Origin of the sequence: Tibeticola sediminis (assembly GCF_003843835.1) — a bacterium.
Taxonomy (GTDB): domain Bacteria; phylum Pseudomonadota; class Gammaproteobacteria; order Burkholderiales; family Burkholderiaceae_C; genus Tibeticola; species Tibeticola sediminis.
Genome location: NZ_RKQL01000001.1, coordinates 619031 through 635891 on the forward strand (window position 1 = coordinate 619031; position 16861 = coordinate 635891).

Annotated in this window: 14 protein-coding genes; 10 read left to right on the forward strand and 4 right to left on the reverse strand. The window is 67.9% G+C overall.

The window, feature by feature from the left end; all coding sequences use genetic code 11:
* Positions 1-15 precede the first annotated feature (15 nt).
* The 5 genes from EDC62_RS02935 (at position 16) to EDC62_RS02955 (ending at position 6800) form a co-directional block, all read left to right on the forward strand.
* The gene (locus tag EDC62_RS02935; RefSeq protein WP_124220281.1) at positions 16-3198 is read left to right on the forward strand and encodes an efflux RND transporter permease subunit; all 3183 of its coding nucleotides are present in this window, start codon (positions 16-18) and stop codon (positions 3196-3198) included.
* Complete coding sequence (locus EDC62_RS02940; protein ID WP_124220283.1) at positions 3195-4634, forward strand: efflux transporter outer membrane subunit; 1440 nt, start codon at positions 3195-3197, stop codon at positions 4632-4634. Before EDC62_RS02935 ends, EDC62_RS02940 begins: the two co-directional genes overlap by 4 nt.
* A complete protein-coding gene (locus EDC62_RS02945; protein ID WP_124220285.1) occupies positions 4631-5884 on the forward strand; it encodes a BaiN/RdsA family NAD(P)/FAD-dependent oxidoreductase in 1254 nt (417 codons plus the stop codon). The genes EDC62_RS02940 and EDC62_RS02945 overlap by 4 nt, the downstream gene beginning before the upstream one ends.
* 127 nt (positions 5885-6011) lie before the next feature.
* Positions 6012-6224 (forward strand): 30S ribosomal protein S21, encoded by a 213-nt coding sequence (gene rpsU / locus EDC62_RS02950; protein WP_124220287.1) that lies wholly within the window; start codon positions 6012-6014, stop codon positions 6222-6224.
* A 111-nt stretch (positions 6225-6335) separates the two neighbouring features.
* On the forward strand, positions 6336-6800 hold the full coding sequence (locus EDC62_RS02955; RefSeq protein WP_124220289.1) for a GatB/YqeY domain-containing protein: 465 nt from the start codon (positions 6336-6338) through the stop codon (positions 6798-6800).
* An 80-nt stretch (positions 6801-6880) separates the two neighbouring features.
* Here the strand turns inward: EDC62_RS02955 and pmbA are convergent, their stop codons facing one another.
* Positions 6881-8284, reverse strand: coding sequence for a metalloprotease PmbA (pmbA, locus tag EDC62_RS02960; protein WP_124220291.1), 1404 nt, complete (start codon positions 8282-8284; stop codon positions 6881-6883).
* Positions 8285-8335: 51 nt separating this feature from the next.
* Here pmbA and yjgA point away from each other — a divergent pair, with 51 nt between their 5' ends.
* Positions 8336-8968 carry a ribosome biogenesis factor YjgA gene (gene yjgA / locus EDC62_RS02965; protein ID WP_124220293.1) on the forward strand — a complete coding sequence of 211 codons (633 nt, stop codon included), beginning with the start codon at positions 8336-8338 and terminating at the stop codon, positions 8966-8968.
* Between the two features lie 30 nt (positions 8969-8998).
* Complete coding sequence (mog, locus tag EDC62_RS02970) at positions 8999-9610, forward strand: molybdopterin adenylyltransferase (protein ID WP_124220295.1); 612 nt, start codon at positions 8999-9001, stop codon at positions 9608-9610.
* A gap of 234 nt (positions 9611-9844) precedes the next feature.
* On the opposite strand, the gene cysE is transcribed toward mog, so the two are convergent.
* Positions 9845-10606 carry a serine O-acetyltransferase gene (gene cysE / locus EDC62_RS02975; RefSeq protein ID WP_124220297.1) on the reverse strand — a complete coding sequence of 254 codons (762 nt, stop codon included), beginning with the start codon at positions 10604-10606 and terminating at the stop codon, positions 9845-9847.
* 10 nt (positions 10607-10616) lie between these two features.
* Positions 10617-11414 carry an RNA methyltransferase gene (locus EDC62_RS02980; protein WP_124220299.1) on the reverse strand — a complete coding sequence of 266 codons (798 nt, stop codon included), beginning with the start codon at positions 11412-11414 and terminating at the stop codon, positions 10617-10619.
* Between the two features lie 133 nt (positions 11415-11547).
* Here EDC62_RS02980 and EDC62_RS02985 point away from each other — a divergent pair, with 133 nt between their 5' ends.
* The 3 genes from EDC62_RS02985 to EDC62_RS02995 are packed head-to-tail and all read left to right on the forward strand — an operon-like array spanning position 11548 to position 15978.
* Entirely contained in the window at positions 11548-12483 is a 936-nt protein-coding gene (locus EDC62_RS02985) for an inositol monophosphatase family protein (RefSeq protein WP_124221116.1), read from the forward strand.
* A gap of 51 nt (positions 12484-12534) precedes the next feature.
* Positions 12535-15159 (forward strand): DNA mismatch repair protein MutS, encoded by a 2625-nt coding sequence (mutS, locus tag EDC62_RS02990; protein ID WP_124220301.1) that lies wholly within the window; start codon positions 12535-12537, stop codon positions 15157-15159.
* Between the two features lie 3 nt (positions 15160-15162).
* The gene (locus tag EDC62_RS02995) at positions 15163-15978 is read left to right on the forward strand and encodes an alpha/beta fold hydrolase (RefSeq protein WP_124220303.1); all 816 of its coding nucleotides are present in this window, start codon (positions 15163-15165) and stop codon (positions 15976-15978) included.
* Between the two features lie 38 nt (positions 15979-16016).
* On the opposite strand, the gene EDC62_RS03000 is transcribed toward EDC62_RS02995, so the two are convergent.
* Complete coding sequence (locus EDC62_RS03000) at positions 16017-16841, reverse strand: undecaprenyl-diphosphate phosphatase (protein WP_124220305.1); 825 nt, start codon at positions 16839-16841, stop codon at positions 16017-16019.
* Between the last annotated feature and the right edge of the window lie 20 nt (positions 16842-16861).

A 16861-nucleotide genomic window follows, 5' to 3' on the forward strand; every position in this document is an offset into this window, starting at 1 on the left:
CGGCAGGGGACAGCGATGGCGCGTTTTTTCATCGACCGGCCGATTTTTGCCTGGGTGATCGCCCTCTTCGTGATGGGCTTTGGTGTGCTCGCGTTGCTGCGGCTGCCGATTGCGCAGTACCCGCCGGTGGCGCCGCCCTCGATCATCGTGGCGGTCAGCTATCCGGGCGCGTCCGCGCAGACGCTGGAAGACAGCGTGCTCTCGGCGATCGAGCGCGAAATGAATGGCTCGCCCGGGCTGATCTACATGGAATCCAACGCGCAGGCCGACGGCTCGGGCAGCATCACGCTGAGCTTCGAACCCGGCACCAACGCCGACCTCGCCCAGGTGGATGTGCAGAACCGGCTCGCGCGCGCCACGCCGCGGCTGCCCGCCGCCGTGACCCAGCAAGGCGTGCGCGTGGACAAGGCCCGCAGCAACTTTTTGCTGTTCACCATTCTGACCTCGGATGACCCCGCGTGGGATCCGATTGCCTTGGGCGACTATGCCTCGCGCTCGGTGCTGCCCGAGATCCAGCGGGTGCCGGGAGTCGGACAGGCCCGTTTGTTTGGGACCGAGCGCGCCATGCGCATCTGGTTCGACCCGGCGAAGCTGCAGGGCTACAACCTGTCCGCGTCCGACGTGGTGGCCGCCATCCGCGCCCAGAACGCGCAGGTTTCGGGCGGCGAAGTGGGCGGTCTGCCCCATTTGGCGGGCCAGGGCTTGACCGCCACCGTCATCGTCGACGGCCAACTCAAGACCGTCGAGGAATTCGGCGCGATCGTGCTGCGCGCCAACACCGACGGCTCGACGGTGCGGCTGCGCGACGTGGCCCGCATCGAACTGGGCGCGCAAAACTACGGCACGGCGGCACGGCTCAATGGCAAGCCTTCGACCGGCATCGGGGTTCAGCTCTCGCCCACGGGTAACGCGCTGGCCACCGCCCAAGCGATCCGCACCCGGCTGACCGAGCTCGAGCCTTACTTTCCGCGCGGCATGCGCTGGGCGATTCCCTACGACACCTCGGTGTTCGTGCGCACCTCCATCCTGCAGGTGGCCGAAACACTGGTCGAGGCGGTGGTGTTGGTCTTTTTCGTGATGTATCTGTTCCTGCAAAACTGGCGCTACACCCTGATCCCGACCATCGTCGTTCCCGCTGCCCTGCTCGGCACGTTTGCGGTGCTGCTGGCGATGGGCTATTCAATCAATGTGCTGACCATGTTCGGCATGGTGTTGGTGATCGGCATCGTGGTCGACGATGCGATCGTGGTGGTCGAGAACGTCGAGCGCATCATGAGCGAGGAAGGTCTCGCGCCGCTCGAAGCCACGCGCAAGGCAATGGGACAGATTTCGGGCGCGATCGTGGGTGTGACGGTGGTGCTGATCTCGGTGTTCGTGCCGCTCGCGTTTTTCAGTGGCTCGATCGGCAACATTTACCGGCAGTTCGCAGTCGTCATGGGCGTGGCCATCGGCTTTTCGGCGTTTTTTGCGCTCTCGCTCACGCCCGCCTTGTGCGCAAGCCTGCTCAAACCCGTCGAACGGGGCCACCACCTGGCACGCGGCGGCCTGTTTGGCCGGTTCAATCGCGGCTTTGCCCAGACGGCCCAACGCTACGAAGCGACCGTGGCGCGCATCCTGCCGCGAGCCGGACGGTTCCTGTGGGTCTATCTGGCCATCGGCATCGCGGCCGCCCTGCTCTACCAGCGGCTGCCCAAGTCCTTCCTGCCCGCCGAAGACCAGGGCAACCTGATCGTCAACATCCAACTGCCGCCGGGGGCGACCCGCGAGCGCACCCAGGGGGTGCTGGAGCAGGTCGAACGCTACATGCTGCAGCAGCCCGAGGTGGCGGGCATGGTCGGGGTGCTGGGGTTTAGCTTTTCGGGCTCGGGCCAGAACGCGGCACTGGCCTTCGTGACGCTCAAAGACTGGGCCGAGCGCAAGGGCGCGGAGCACTCCGCCCAGGCGGTGGCGCAACGGGCATTCGGCGGTTTGGCGCCCATTCGCGACGCCAGCATCTTTGCGCTGAGTCCACCGCCCATCCGGGAACTGGGCAACTCCTCGGGCTTTAGCCTGCGGCTGCAGGACCGAGCGGGGCTCGGCCACGAGGCGCTGCTGGCGGCGCGCAACCAGTTTCTGGGCCTCGCCGCCCGCAGCCCCTTGCTGGCCCAGGTCCGCCCCGATGGTCTCGAGGATGCGCCGCAGCTGCAGGTGGAGATCGACCGCGAGCGGGCGGCGGCGATGGGGATCGGGTTCGACGCGATCAACACCGCGATCTCGGCGGCGCTCGGCTCGGCCTACGTGAACGATTTCCCCAACGCAGGCCGGGTGCAGCGGGTCGTGGTGCAAGCCGACGCGCCCGCGCGGATGCAGGCTGAGGACATCCTGCGGCTGACCGTGACCAACGCCCGTGGCCAGAGCGTGCCGTTTTCGAGCTTTGCGAGCACCCGCTGGATCCAAGGCCCGGTGCAAACCACGCGCTACAACGGCTACCCGGCCATGGGCATCAGCGGCAGCGCCGCAGCGGGCTACAGCAGCGGCGATGCCCTGGCCGAAGTCGAGCGGCTCGTGGCTCAGCTGCCGCCCGGCATCGGCCTGGAATGGACCGGAACCTCGCGGGAGGAAAAGCTGGCCGGTTCCCAGGCGCTCGTGCTCTACGCGTTCTCGATCCTGGCGGTGTTTCTCTGTCTGGCGGCGCTCTACGAGAGTTGGAGCATTCCGCTGGCGGTCATCCTCGTCGTGCCCCTCGGCGTGCTCGGGGTGCTGGCCGCGACGCTGGCCCGCGGCTACGCCAACGATGTGTATTTCCAGATCGGCCTCGTGACCATCATCGGCCTGGCGGCAAAGAACGCGATTTTGATCATCGAATTCGCCAAAGACCTGCAGGCGCAAGGCCGCGATGTGGCCAGCGCCGCGCTGGCAGCTGCCCACCTGCGCTTTCGGCCAATTTTGATGACCTCGCTGGCCTTCACGCTGGGCGTGCTGCCGCTGGCCGTGGCTTCCGGGGCGGGCTCGGCGAGCCAGCGCGCCATCGGAACCGGCGTTCTCGGCGGCATCGTGACGGGCACGGTGCTCGCGGTGTTTTTCGTGCCGATCTTCTTCGTCGTCGTCCGACGACGCTTCCAGGACAGTGCCCGGCAGCAGGCCATCCATGCCGCCCAAGCCGCCGCCGTCGGCGTGCCTGTCGCGGACGAAACCGCCCGCCCTGGAGGGATGGCATGAAGCTGCGCTGCGCTCCCGCCGCCTACCCACTGCTCGCGCTCGCGCTCACGCTCACGCTGGGTGCTTGTGCGCCGACCACCCCATACACGCGCCCGCCCGCGCCAGTTGCCGCGTCGTGGGCCGCCGGTGCTGCGCCTGAGGCTCAGACCGCCGAGGGCAACCGCCCGCACGTGCCCACGCTCGAAGTGGGGCGCCCTTACGCGCACGAGCCGGCGCTGCAGCACTTGATCACGCGCGCGCTGGCGCACAACCGCGACCTGCGCGTGGCGGCGCTCAACGTCGAGCAGGTTCGGGCCGCCTACGGCCTGCGCCGCGCGGACCGCTTGCCCACGATCAACCTGGCGGCGACCGGCCAGCGACAACCCTCGAGCAACGGCAGCGGGGCGATCAACAGCGTCTACACCGCAGGGTTGGCGCTTGCCAGCTGGGAACTCGACTTCTTCGGCCGCGTTGCCGCGCTGTCGGACGCCGCCTATGCCCAGTACCAAGCCAGCGTCGAGGCGCAACGTGCGGCCCAGCTGAGCCTGGTGGCTGCGGTGACGAGCAGCTGGCTTGCGCTGCAGACCGATGACGCCTTGCTGGCCGTCGCCCGCGAGACGCTCGGGGCGCGGCTCTCGACGCTCGAACTGGTGCGACTGCGCTTCGAGCACGGCGCCGCCTCCGAAATCGACTGGCGCAGCGCCCAGACATTGGTCGAAGCGGCGCGGGTCAACCTCGCGCAGCAAGAGCGCGCGCTCGCGCTCGACCGCCACGCGCTCGAGCTGCTGATCGGCGAGCCGCTCGGGGACGCGCCGCTGGGCTTGAGCGAACGCAGCGACGCGGGCGATGCCGCGCTGCCGCTGCCCGCGCATCTGTCGTCGGACCTGCTGCTGCGCCGGCCCGACATCCTGGCCGCGGAGCAGCAGCTGCGCGCCGCGCACGCGAACCTCGACGCCGCCCGAGCCGCTTTTTTTCCGCGCATCACCCTCACCGCCAGCGCGGGCACGGTCAGCAACGCGCTGGCCAATCTGTTTCAGGCGGGCAGCTGGGGCTGGAGCCTCGCACCTCAGGCCTTGTTGCCGATCTTCGATGCGGGACGCAACGAGGCCAACCTCGAAGCCGCCGAGGCCGCGCGCGGCGTTGCTCTCGCGCAGTATGAAAAAGCCATTCAGACCGCGTTTCGCGAGGTTGCCGACGCCCTGACCGCGCGCCAAACACTCGCCGACCAGTTGCGCGCGGCCGAGGCCCAGTTGCAGGCGCAAACCGCGCTCGCCCGCCTGGTGCAGGCGCGCTTCCAGGCCGGCGTGGCCAGCCAGCTCGAGGCGCTCGACGCGCAGCGCGCGCTGCTCGCGGCGCAACAGCAGCTCGAGCAGACCCGCGGCGCCTGGCGGCAAAGCCACGTGGCCCTCTACAAGGCGCTTGGTGGCGAAGCGGTGCTTGGAACGCGCGCGCCATGACGCCAGCGCGTGAGTCTGTGGCAGCCTTCGACGCCGTCGTCATCGGCGCGGGTGCAGCGGGTCTGTTCTGCGCCGCAGTGGCCGGGCAGCGCGGGCTGCGCGTGCTGCTGCTCGACCACAGCGAGCGGGTCGCCGAGAAGATCCGCATCTCCGGCGGCGGACGCTGCAACTTCACCAACCGCTTGCTCGACCCGCGCTCTCCCCAGCAGCATTTCGTGGGTGCCAACCCGGCTTTTGCGCGCTCGGCCCTGGCGCGCTACACGCCACAGCACTTCATCGCGCTCGTCGAGCGCCATGGAATCGCCTACCACGAGAAGCACAAAGGGCAGCTCTTCTGCGACCGCTCGGCCGAGGACATCATCGCCATGCTGCTCGCGGAATGCGCCGCCGGGGGCGTTGCCCGATGGCAGCCCTGCAGCGTCAAAAATATCGAGTTTTTGGCCGAACGCCGGCGTGAAATGGGCGAGTATCGCTATCAATTACAGAGCACCCGGGGGTCGATTCAAACCCACTCGGTCGTCGTCGCGACCGGTGGCTTGTCGGTGCCCAAGATCGGCGCGAGCGACTTCGGCTGGCGCGTGGCCCAGCAGTTTGGCCTGCGTACCGTCGAGCCCCGGCCCGGCCTCGTGCCGCTGAGCTTCGACCCCGAGGCCTGGGCGCCTTGGGCCGAACTGGCGGGCTTGTCCTTGCCGGTCGAAATTTCCACGGGTCAGGGACGCGCCCGCCAGCGCTTCGAGGAAGACCTGCTGTTCACCCACCGGGGCCTCTCGGGACCGGCCGTGCTGCAGATCTCGAGCTATTGGCAGCCCGGCACGCCCATTTCGATCGACCTCGCGCCCGGCGTCGACCTGCCGCGCCTGCTGCTCGAGGCCAAGACCCGCTCGAAAAAGCGCATCGCCAACGAACTCGCCGCCTCTGTACCCGCGCGCCTGGCCGACACCTGGGTCGCGCGCGACCCCGCCTGGCAGCGGCCGATCGCCGAAGCCAGCGATCGTGCGCTGCGCTCGCTCGGCGAGGCGCTCAAGCATTGGGAGCTCACCCCCACGGGCACCGAGGGCTGGCGCAAAGCCGAAGTCACACTGGGCGGCGTGGACACCCGCGACCTCTCGCAGCAAACCCTCGAATCCCGCCAGCCGGGGCTGTATTTCATCGGCGAGGCAGTGGACATCGCCGGCTGGCTCGGGGGTTACAACTTGCAATGGGCCTGGGCCAGCGCGCATGCCTGTGCAAGCGCGCTCGAGCCGATATAATTCCGTGTTTTGCCGGCATCGCCCCGCCGGCCGATACTAGTTAAAGGCGGGGCAAAAACGCAGTTACGGCGACCGGGCCCGATCTTCCCGGCCACCCTCTGTCTGCACCCATGGAAATCCAAACGTAATGACGACGATACGCGTAAAAGACAACGAACCCTTCGAGGTTGCCCTGCGCCGTTTCAAGCGCACGATCGAAAAGCTCGGCCTGCTGACAGAACTGCGCGCCCGCGAGTTCTACGAAAAGCCGACCGAAGAGCGCAAGCGCAAGAAGGCTGCGGCCATCAAGCGCAACTACAAGCGCATCCGCTCGATGCAGCTGCCCAAGAAGCTGTACTGAACGCCGCCGCGGCGCACCCGTGGCCCCAGTGGGGAACCGGTCTGTGCCACCGTTCGTTCGCAACCCGCGCCAGGGACGCCTGCCGCGGGTTTGTTTTTTCAGGAGTTCACCATGAGCCTCAAAGACCGAATCACCGAAGACATGAAAACCGCAATGCGGGCCAAGGACAGCGCCCGGCTGGGCGCCATCCGCCTGCTGCTTGCCGCCATCAAACAAAAAGAGGTGGACGAGCGCGTCACGCTCGACGATGCAGCCATCATCGCCGTCATCGACAAGCTCATCAAACAGCGCAAGGACAGCATCGCCGCCTACACCCAGGCCGGCCGCCAGGATCTCGCGGACGCGGAACAAGCCGAGCTGCAGGTTTTGCAGGTCTACCTGCCCGAGCGCCTGACGCCCGAAGCCGTGGCCCAAGAAGTGGCCGCGATCGTCGCCGAGGCGAGCGCCGAGCTCGGCCGCAAGCCCGCGGCCAGCGACATGGGAAAAATCATGGCCGCGGCAAAAGCCCGCCTGGCAGGCAAAGCCGACATGGCCGCCGTCTCGGCCGCCGTCAAGGCCGCCTTAGAGCAACGCTGAACCAGTCCCTCGCGCGCCACGCATCCCGGCCGCGGGATGGAATACGCGGCGCGCCTTCAGCGGGGCTGTGCGGCCGTGCCTCAGGCTCCGGCGACGGTCATGCGGTCGATGAGGACCGAGCCGACCGTCTTGGCGCCCTGCGTGTACGCGTCGGCTCCGATGGCACGGATGCCCGCGAACATGGTCTTGAGGTTGCCCGCAATGGTGACCTCATGAACTGGGTACGCGATGCGGCCGTTCTCCACCCAGAAACCGCTGGCGCCGCGCGAGTAGTCGCCCGTGACGTAATTCACTCCCTGGCCGAGCAGCTCGATCACGAACAGCCCGGTGCCCAGCCGCTCGAGCATGGCATCCAGGTCGTCCTCGGGCCGCGCCAAGCGCGAACGCATGATGAGGTTGTGCGAGCCGCCGGCATGGCCGGTCGTGCGCATCCCGAGCTTGCGAGCCGAATAGGTGCTCAGGAAATAACCCTCGACCCGACCGGCGTCGACCACGCGGCGCGCCCGCACCTGGACGCCTTCGCGGTCGAACGGTGAACTGCCCTTGCCGCGCGGAATGAACGGGTCTTCCAAAATCTCGACATGCTCGGGGAAGACTTTTTTGCCGAGCGAGTCGAGCAAGAAACTGCTCTTTCGATAGAGCGCCCCGCCACTGGTCGCCTGCACGAATGCCCCGAGCAGGCCCGCGGCCAGCGGCGCCTCGAACAGCACCGGGCACTCGCGGGTGGCGATCTTGCGCGCGCCCAGCCGGCTCAAAGCCCGTTCGGCCGCGTAACGGCCCACGGCCTCGGGCTGCGCCAAATCCTCCGGGTGCCGCATCGAGCTGTACCAATAGTCGCGCTGCATCGAGCGGCCGCGGCCGGCGATCGGCGCCACCGAAATCGAGTGCCGTGAACTCGCGTAGCCGCCTCGAAACCCGTGGGTGTGCGCCGAGAAGAAATGGCTGTGCTGCGCCGAGACGCCCGCGCCTTCGCTGTTGGTGATGCGCCGGCTGGTGGCAAACGCGGCTGCCTCGCAGCGCAAGGCAAGCTCAGCGGCCGCCTCGCTGCCGATGTCCCAGTGATGGAACAGGTCGAGCTCGCGCGGGGCGTGCTCGACCTCGTCCGGATCGGGCAGGCCAGCGGCCGGATCTTCGGCGGTGAAGCGCGCGATGTCATAGGCCGCCTGCACGGTTTCGTGGATCGCTCGCGGCGAGAAATCCGAGGTGCTCGCGTGGCCGCTGCGCTGTCCGACATAGACCGTTACCCCCAGGCCCTTGTCCCGGTTGCGCTCCACGCTCTCGAGGGCGCCGCAGCGCACGCCGACGCTCAGACCAAAGGCTTCGGAAGCCTCGGCCGCCGCGTCCGACGCGCCGAGCTTGCGCGCGTGCTGGATGGCGGCATCCACCAGTTCTTCAAAAAAGGCCCGGCTGTAACTGAAGCCGGACTCGGGGTCGTGCGCGGCAGCGGTGCCCGCGCTGACGTCTGAGACGGGGTTGTTTTTCATCGTGGCGGCTATGATACCGGCCCGCTTTCCCAACGCCCGAGTGCCCCATCCATGTCCCGCAAACCGAAACGAGGTTACTTCGTCCGTGGCCAGTTCATCGCCGAGGGCAGCCCGGAAGATCTCGAGCTCAAGCGTGAACTCAAAGGCACCGACGGCGCCAGCCGAACCGAGCTCAAACGAGAGAGCGAAGCGCTGCAGGCACTCGGCACCGAGTTGCTGACGCTGCGAGCGGACCTGCTCGAAGCCCTCCAGCTCCCCGAAAAACTGCTCGAAGCCCTGGCCGAAGCCCGCCGCATCACCGATTTCGAGGGCAAGCGGCGGCAGATGCAGTTCGTCGGCAAGCTCATGCGCGGACTCGACGCCGAAACCATAGCCGCGGCCCGCGCGGCGCTGGCCGAACAGCATCAGGGGTCTGCGGCACGCACGCAGGCTCTGCACGAAGCCGAGCGCTGGCGCGACCGCCTGATCGAAAGCGACGAGGCGGTCGCCGACTGGATTGCCGCGCACCCCGGCTGCGACACGCAGCAGTTGCGCGCCCTCGTGCGCCAGGCGCGCAAAGACGCGCCGCCCGAAAGCCGTGCCGCCGTCTCACAGGGCCTCGCGCCGCGCCACGGCCGGGCCTACCGCGAACTGTTCCGCTGGGTACGCGACACGCGCGAAGGCCCGCCGGACGGCGCCGAATGACCCCACACCCCAACGATCCGGAGCCCATCGATGTCTGAAACCTCGACCCCCACGACGCCGCACGATCCGGTCCGCATCGGCATCGTCTCCATCAGCGACCGCGCTTCCTCGGGTGTCTATGAAGACAAGGGCCTGCCCGCCTTGCGGGAGTGGCTCACGCGCGCGCTCAAAAACCCGCTGCAATTCGAAGAGCGCTTGATCCCCGACGAGCGCGCGCGCATCAGTGAAACCCTGATGGAACTCGTCGATGCTGGCTGCGCATTGGTGCTGACCACCGGCGGCACCGGCCCGGCCCCGCGCGATGTGACGCCTGAAGCCACACTGGACGTGGCCGACAAAGAGATGCCGGGCTTTGGCGAGCAGATGCGGCAGATCAGCCTGCGCTTCGTCCCCACGGCCATCTTGTCGCGCCAGGTGGCGGTGATCCGGGGCCAAAGCCTCATCATCAACCTGCCCGGGCAGCCCAAGTCCATCCAGGAAACGCTCGAAGGCCTCAAGGCCGCAGACGGCACCCCCATCGTGCCGGGCATCTTCGCCGCCGTGCCTTACTGCATCGACCTGATCGGCGGCCCCTACCTCGAGACCAACGATGAGGTCTGCAAGGCCTTCCGGCCCAAAAACGCCATCCGACCAATCCGCTGAAGATCAGCGACTCGAGGGCAGCGCAAGGGCAACGCTGAATCAGTTCCTGCGTTGGCGCGCGCCCGGCCGCGGGATGGGATGCGAGGCGCAAACCGCAGCCATAGCCGTAGCTATGGCGAGGATTTGCTTTCGACGAGACCGCCCGCAGCCGGGATGCGCGACGCGCGGGGGACTTGTTCAGCGTTGCCCAAGCCACCCCTGCTGGCAGTCACCCCATGCCTCCGGGCGGCACGCTCATTTGCCCAGCAAGCGGCTGATTCCGGCGGCGTCGAAGTGCTCTTGCACGGCCGCATCGACCGGCAAGCCCTGCGCCGCCGAGAGTTTCTCGATGGTCTGCCAAAGCAGGGCAATCTGATGCTCCTGTGCGGCCGCATGGTCGATGAGCCCGCGCAGGGCTTGTGAGAGCGGGTCGTCGCTCTGCGTGACGCCATAGGCCGAAAAGCCCATGCGCGATGCCGCTTCCTCACGCCGGGCATCGGCCTCGGCCTCGATGATGCGTGCCGGGTTGCCTACGGCGGTGGCCCCGGCGGGCACGGGCTTGGTCACGACCGCGTTGGATCCGATCTTGGCGCCGTCACCGACCGTGAAGCCTCCCAGCACCTTGGCGCCCGCCCCCACGACCACGTCGCGGCCGAGCGTGGGATGGCGCTTGGTGCCCTTGTAGAGCGAGGTGCCGCCCAGCGTGACGCCGTGGTAGATCGTGCAGCCGTCGCCGACTTCAGCGGTTTCACCGATGACGATGCCCATGCCATGGTCGAAGAAGACGCGCTCGCCGATTTTGGCGCCGGGGTGAATTTCGATGCCGGTGAGAAAGCGCGAGACATGCGAGATGAAGCGCCCCAGCCACAACAGCCCATGAGTCCAGCAGGCGTGCGCCAGCCGGTGCAGCACCAGCGCATGCAGGCCCGGATAACAGGTGAGCACCTCCCAGGCACTGCGCGCGGCAGGATCGCGTTCGAGAATGCACTGAATGTCGGATCGGAGTCGGGCGAACATGATCCCGAGTCTATTGCGGCGGCAAGTCCGCTGCCGCGCCAGTGGCTTTGGGCGCTGCCGACGCGGCGGCGGCCGTGCGTTGCATGCTGCGGGCGATCCCCCGCAGGATGTGCACCTCCTCAGGGGTCAGGCGCGCACGGTTGAACAGTTGGTTGAGGCGCGGCATGAGCTTCTTGGGCGCGGACGGGTCGAGGAACCCGATGTCAGCGAGGGCTTGCTCCCAGTGCGCCAACACGCCGGCGACGGCCTGTGCGTCGGCATGTTCCGAGGCTTGCGTTGGCACGGCCGGCAACCAAGGGCCATAGCCGCCGAGTGCGAGCCGCCATTCGTAGGCGATGAGCTGCACGGCTGCGGCGAGGTTGAGCGAGCCGAAGCCGGGATTGGTCGGAATGCTCAAGCCCACATGGCAGCGGTAGACGTCCTCGTTTTTCATGCCGTAGCGCTCGGAGCCGAACAAAAAGGCGACCGACGGCGGCGGCTCGCCCCGCGCACGCGCTTGGGCCGCCAGCGCCTCCAGATGCGGGCGCGGTGCCTGCGTGGGCGGCCCGAAATCGCGCCCGACCATCACGGTGGCACAGAGATGCTGCACGCCGTCGAGCGCCTCGTCGAGCGTGGCGACGATGCGCGCGCGCTCGAGCACATCGGTGGCGCCACTGGCACGCTCGATGGTCTCCTTGCGGCGCAGCACGTTGGGCCAACGCGGCGCGACCAGCACCAGATCATCAAAACCCATGACCTTCAGGGCGCGCGCCGCGGCGCCGACGTTGCCGGGGTGACTGGTCTCGATGAGGATGAAGCGCGTCGTCATGGAAGCGGATGGGGCGGTGGCCTCACGGGTAAAATCTGCCGATTGTCGCCGCAGCGCATCGCCGCGCGGCCCGCCGTCTTGGCTCCCGCACTGCACCTTTCCACCATCCATGTCGTCCCCGCATCTGCACCCCATGCTCAATATGGCCGTCAAGGCCGCCCGCGCCGCCGGCACCATCATCAACCGCGCCGCGCTCGACGTGGAGGCAGTTCGGGTGTCGCAGAAGCAGGTCAACGATTTCGTCACCGAGGTGGACCATGCGAGCGAGCGAGCGATCATCGAGACGCTGCTCGACGCTTACCCGAGCCACGGTTTTCTGGCCGAGGAGTCGGGGCAGCTTCATGGCGACAAAAACTCCGACCACATTTGGATCATCGACCCGCTCGATGGCACGACCAACTTCATCCACGGCTTTCCGGTCTATTGCGTGAGCATTGCTTTGTCGGTGCGGGGCCGCATCGAGCAAGCCGTCGTCTACGACCCCACGCGCAACGACCTGTTCACCGCCAGCCGCGGTCGCGGCGCCTTCCTCAACGACCGGCGCATTCGCGTGAGCAAGCGCACCCGGCTGCAGGAGTGCCTGATCTCCACCGGCTTTCCCTTCCGCAAGGGCGACAACTTCCAGCGCTACCTGCAGATGATGGGCGAGGTGATGCAGCGCACGGCGGGCCTGCGCCGGCCTGGGTCGGCCGCGCTCGATCTGGCCTATGTCGCCGCCGGCTTCACCGATGGCTTCTTCGAGACCGGCCTGCAGCCCTGGGACGTCGCGGCGGGCTCGCTGCTCGTGACCGAAGCGGGCGGTCTCATCGGCAATTTCACGGGTGAAGCGGACTTCCTGCACCAGCAAGAATGCCTGGCCGGAACGCCGCGCGTCTACGGACAACTCGTGACTTTGCTCGGCAAATACAGCAAGTTCGCCAGCGCTGGCGAAAAGGCCGCCGTGCGAGAAGCCGAACGGGCTGCCGCCACCCCAGCCGCCTCGGGCGAGTTGGCGCAAAACGCCGAGCAAGGGGCCGAAGCCGCCACCGCGCCGACCGAGCCGCCGCGCGCGGACGACGCACCCTTCTGATCGCTTGGGGTGCCCGTCGCACCCCGCCCCGATTTCTTGCGCCCGCTGCCCATGACCGGATCCGAAGCCGCCGCGCCACAGGCCCATACGCCCGTGATGCAGCAGTACCTCGCCGTCAAGGCGGAGTACCCGGACACGCTGGTGTTCTACCGCATGGGCGACTTCTACGAGCTGTTCTGGGCCGACGCCGAGAAAGCCGCGCGCCTGCTCGACATCACCCTCACCCGCCGCGGTCAGTCGGCCGGGCAGCCGGTGGTGATGGCGGGCGTGCCCGCGCACTCTGTCGAGACCTATCTCGCGCGGCTGGTGGAGCTGGGCGAATCGGTGGCGATTTGCGAGCAGGTGGGCGATGTCGCCACCGCCAAGGGACCGGTCGAGCGCAAGGTGGTGCGCGTGGTCACACCGGGGACGCTGACCGACGCAGCGCTGCTTTCCGACAAGCGTGACCCGGTGCTGCTCGCGCTGCACGCGGGCGAACGCGGCCGCTATGGGCTCGCCTGGCTCAGCGTCACCCAAGGGGAACTGCAACTGGCCGAGTGCGAGGCGGCTGCACTCGAATCCACGCTGGCACGCGTGGGCCCAAGCGAGCTGCTCTACAGCGCGGGCGCACCCACCACGCTGGAGCAACGCCTCGCGGCCTGGGCGGCGTCGGCCGAGCGGCGCGCCAGCCTCACGGCGCGGCCGGCCTGGCAGTTTGATGCGGGCCTGGGCCAGCGCAAGCTGCTCGAACAGCTGCAGGCGGCGAGCCTCGATGCCTGGGGTGCGAGCGAACTGAGCGCGGCGCACGCGGCCGCCTCAGCGCTGCTGGCCTGGGCCGAGCACACCCAGGGCCGCAGCCTGAGCCATGTGCGCGAGCTGCGCGTGCAGCGCGCCGATGCGCTCATCGACCTGCCGCCGGCCACGCGACGCAACCTCGAACTCGTGCGCACGCTGCGCGGCGAAGAAGCGCCCACGCTGTTTTCTCTGCTCGACACCTGCCAAACCGGCATGGGCAGCCGCCTGCTGCGCCGTTGGTTGCTCGAGCCGGCACGCGATCGCAGCGCCGCGCAGGCCCGCATCGACGCCATCGGGGTGCTGCGGGGTGAGGACCCGAGCGACGCGCCGAGCTTGGGTGCGCTGCGCGCGGCACTCAAGGGCCAGGCCGACGTCGAGCGCATCGCCGCGCGCGTGGCGCTGCGTCAGGTGCGCCCGCGCGAGCTCGTGGCGCTGCGGCAATCACTACAAAATTCAGAGCATATCCAGTCCATTTCACGCCGGGGTTCCGGCCTTTTGGCTGAAATTTCAGCGCAACTGAGCCCACCCGAGGGCTGCGCGGCGCTGCTCGGCCGCGCCTTGCTCGATGAGCCCGCCGCGCTGCTGCGCGACGGCGGCGTGATCCGCGACGGCTTCGACGCTGAACTCGACGAGCTGCGCGCGATCCAAAACAACTGCGACGACTTTCTGCTCGCGCTCGAGGCGCGCGAGCGCGAGCGCACTGGCATTGCCAATCTGCGCGTGCAGTTCAACAAGGTGCACGGCTTCTACATCGAGGTCACACAAGGGCAGCTGGACAAGGTGCCCGCCGACTACCGCCGCCGCCAAACGCTCAAGAACGCCGAGCGCTTCATCACGCCCGAACTCAAGGCTTTCGAAGACAAGGCGCTCTCCGCGCAGGAGCGCGGCCTGGCGCGCGAGAAATGGCTCTACGAGCAGCTGCTCGACGCACTGCAGCCCTTCGTGCCCGCCCTCACGCGGCTCGCGCGCGCGCTTGCGACGCTCGACGCTTTGTGTGCGCTTGCCGAGCGATCGCTGACCCTCAACTGGTGCGCCCCACAGTTCGTGCGCGAGCCCTGCATCGAAATCCGCGCGGGCCGCCATCCGGTCGTCGAGGCGCGATTGGCCGAGACGCGCGGCGCGGCCTTCATCGCCAATGACACGGTGCTTGGCGCCAAGACGCGCATGCAAATCATCACCGGCCCGAACATGGGCGGTAAATCGACCTACATGCGGCAGGTGGCCTTGATCGTGCTGCTGGCCAGCATCGGCTCTTATGTGCCCGCGACGGCCTGTCGGCTCGGGCCGATCGACGCCATCCACACGCGCATCGGCGCGGCCGATGATCTGGCCAATGCGCAATCGACCTTCATGGTCGAGATGACCGAGGCCGCGCAAATCCTGCGCGCGGCCACGCCGCAAAGCCTGGTGCTCATGGATGAAATCGGCCGCGGCACCAGCACCTACGACGGCCTGGCGCTGGCCGCAGCGATTGCCAAACACTTACACGACCGCGCGCAGTGCTACACGCTGTTTGCCACCCACTATTTCGAACTCACCGCCTTCCCCGCCGAGCATCACGCGGCGGTGAACATGCATGTGAGCGCAGCCGAGTCGGGGCACGACATCGTCTTCCTCCACGCGCTCGAGCCCGGCCCGGCGAGCAAGAGCTACGGCATCCAGGTCGCGCGGCTCGCGGGCCTGCCCGCCCCGGTGCTGCAGCACGCGCGGCAAACGCTCGCCGCGCTCGAATCCGGCGCCGCCGACCGCACCCAGCCCGACCTATTCGCGACCGCCGAACCGAGCGTCCCCACCGCCCCCATCCCGAGTGAAGTCGAGCTGCGTCTGGCTGAGATCGACCCCGACGCCCTCACGCCCCGCGAAGCGCTCGACCTGCTCTACCAGCTCAAACGCCTCGTTTGAACTATGCCTACCCAGCCTCTCATCATCTTCTCCCATGCCAACAGCTTTCCGGCGTGCACCTACCGGGTGCTGTTCGAAAGCCTGCGCGCGCGCGGCTTCGAGGTGGAGGCGGTGGATCGCTATGGCCACGACCCGGCCTATCCGGTCACCAACAACTGGCCGCATCTGGTGCAGCAACTGGTGGACTTCGCGCAGCCGCAGGTCGCACGCGCCGGTCGACCCGCCTTCCTCGTGGGGCATTCGCTCGGCGGTTTCTTGAGCGTCATGGCAGCCGCCCGGCAGCCGGCGCTGGCGCGCGGCGTGCTGCTGATCGACTCGCCCATCCTCGGCGGCTGGCGCGCCACCACGCTCGGCGCGATCAAGCGCACACCCTTGATCGGCTCGCTCTCCCCCGGGCGAGTGAGCCGCCAGCGCCGCACCCGTTGGGAGAGCCGCGACGCCGCGCTCGAGCACTTCCGCCACAAGCGCGCGTTTGCCCACTGGGATCCGCAGGTGCTGGCCGACTACATCGACTGCGCCACCGAAACCGACGCGCACGGCCGTCGCGTGCTGCGCTTCGACCGCGATGTGGAAACCGCCATCTACAACACGCTGCCCGACAACCTCGACCGCCTGCTGCACCGCCATCCGCTCAAATGCCCGGTGGGTTTCATCGGTGGCACCCATTCGCAGGAGATGCGCCAAGTGGGCATGGCCATGACGGAAAAGCTCACCCAAGGCCGCATCCTGATGCTCGAAGGCAGCCACCTCGTGCCGATGGAAAAGCCGCTGGCCACCGCCGCGGCCATCGAGGCCGCGCTGCGCGACATGGGGGCCTGAGAGGGCGTCGAAACGGGCTGCACCAACGGTGATGGGGGTCACTGCGCCCAGGTGACCAGCCCGCTCCAGGCGGTGGCAAACACCAGCACGCCAAAGCCAATGCGGTACCAGGCGAAGGGCACGAAACTGTGGGTGGCGATGTAACGCAGCAGCCAGCGCACGCACACCCACGCGCTCAGGAACGAGAACAACAGACCCACGGCAAACAGCGGCGCGTCGGCCACGGACAACATCGCGCGCTCCTTGTAGAGGCTGTAAGCGCCAGCGCCGATGAGTGTCGGAATCGCAAGAAAGAAAGAGAAATCCGTCGCCGCCTGGCGCGACAGGCCGAACAACATGCCGCCGATGATGGTCGCGCCGCTGCGGCTCGTGCCTGGCACCATGGCCAGGCACTGCGCCAGGCCAACCTTGAGCGCATCGAGCGGCTGCATGGACTCGACATGGTCGATGCGCACCGCCGAGCGCGGCCGCCGCTCGGCCCAAAGAATCACCAGACCACCGAGGATGAAGGTGCTGGCGACCACCGTGGGCGTGAACAGATGCGCCTTGATCGCCTTGCCGAACAGCAGGCCCAGGATCACCGCCGGGAAGAACGCAATCAGCACATTGACCGCAAAACGCTGCGCCTGCGCCTGCGTCGGCAAGGCCCGCAGGGTGGACCACAGCCGCTGCCAGTAGACGAGGATGACTGCGAAGATCGCACCGGTCTGGATGGCGATGTCGAACACCTTGGCGCGCTCGTCGTCGAAACCCAGCAGCGAACCCGCCAGTATCAGGTGCCCCGTCGATGAAATGGGCAAGAACTCCGTCAGCCCCTCGACCACCCCCATCACCGCGGCCTTGGCCAGCAACACAACGTCCACACACGCTCCTTGAAACGAGC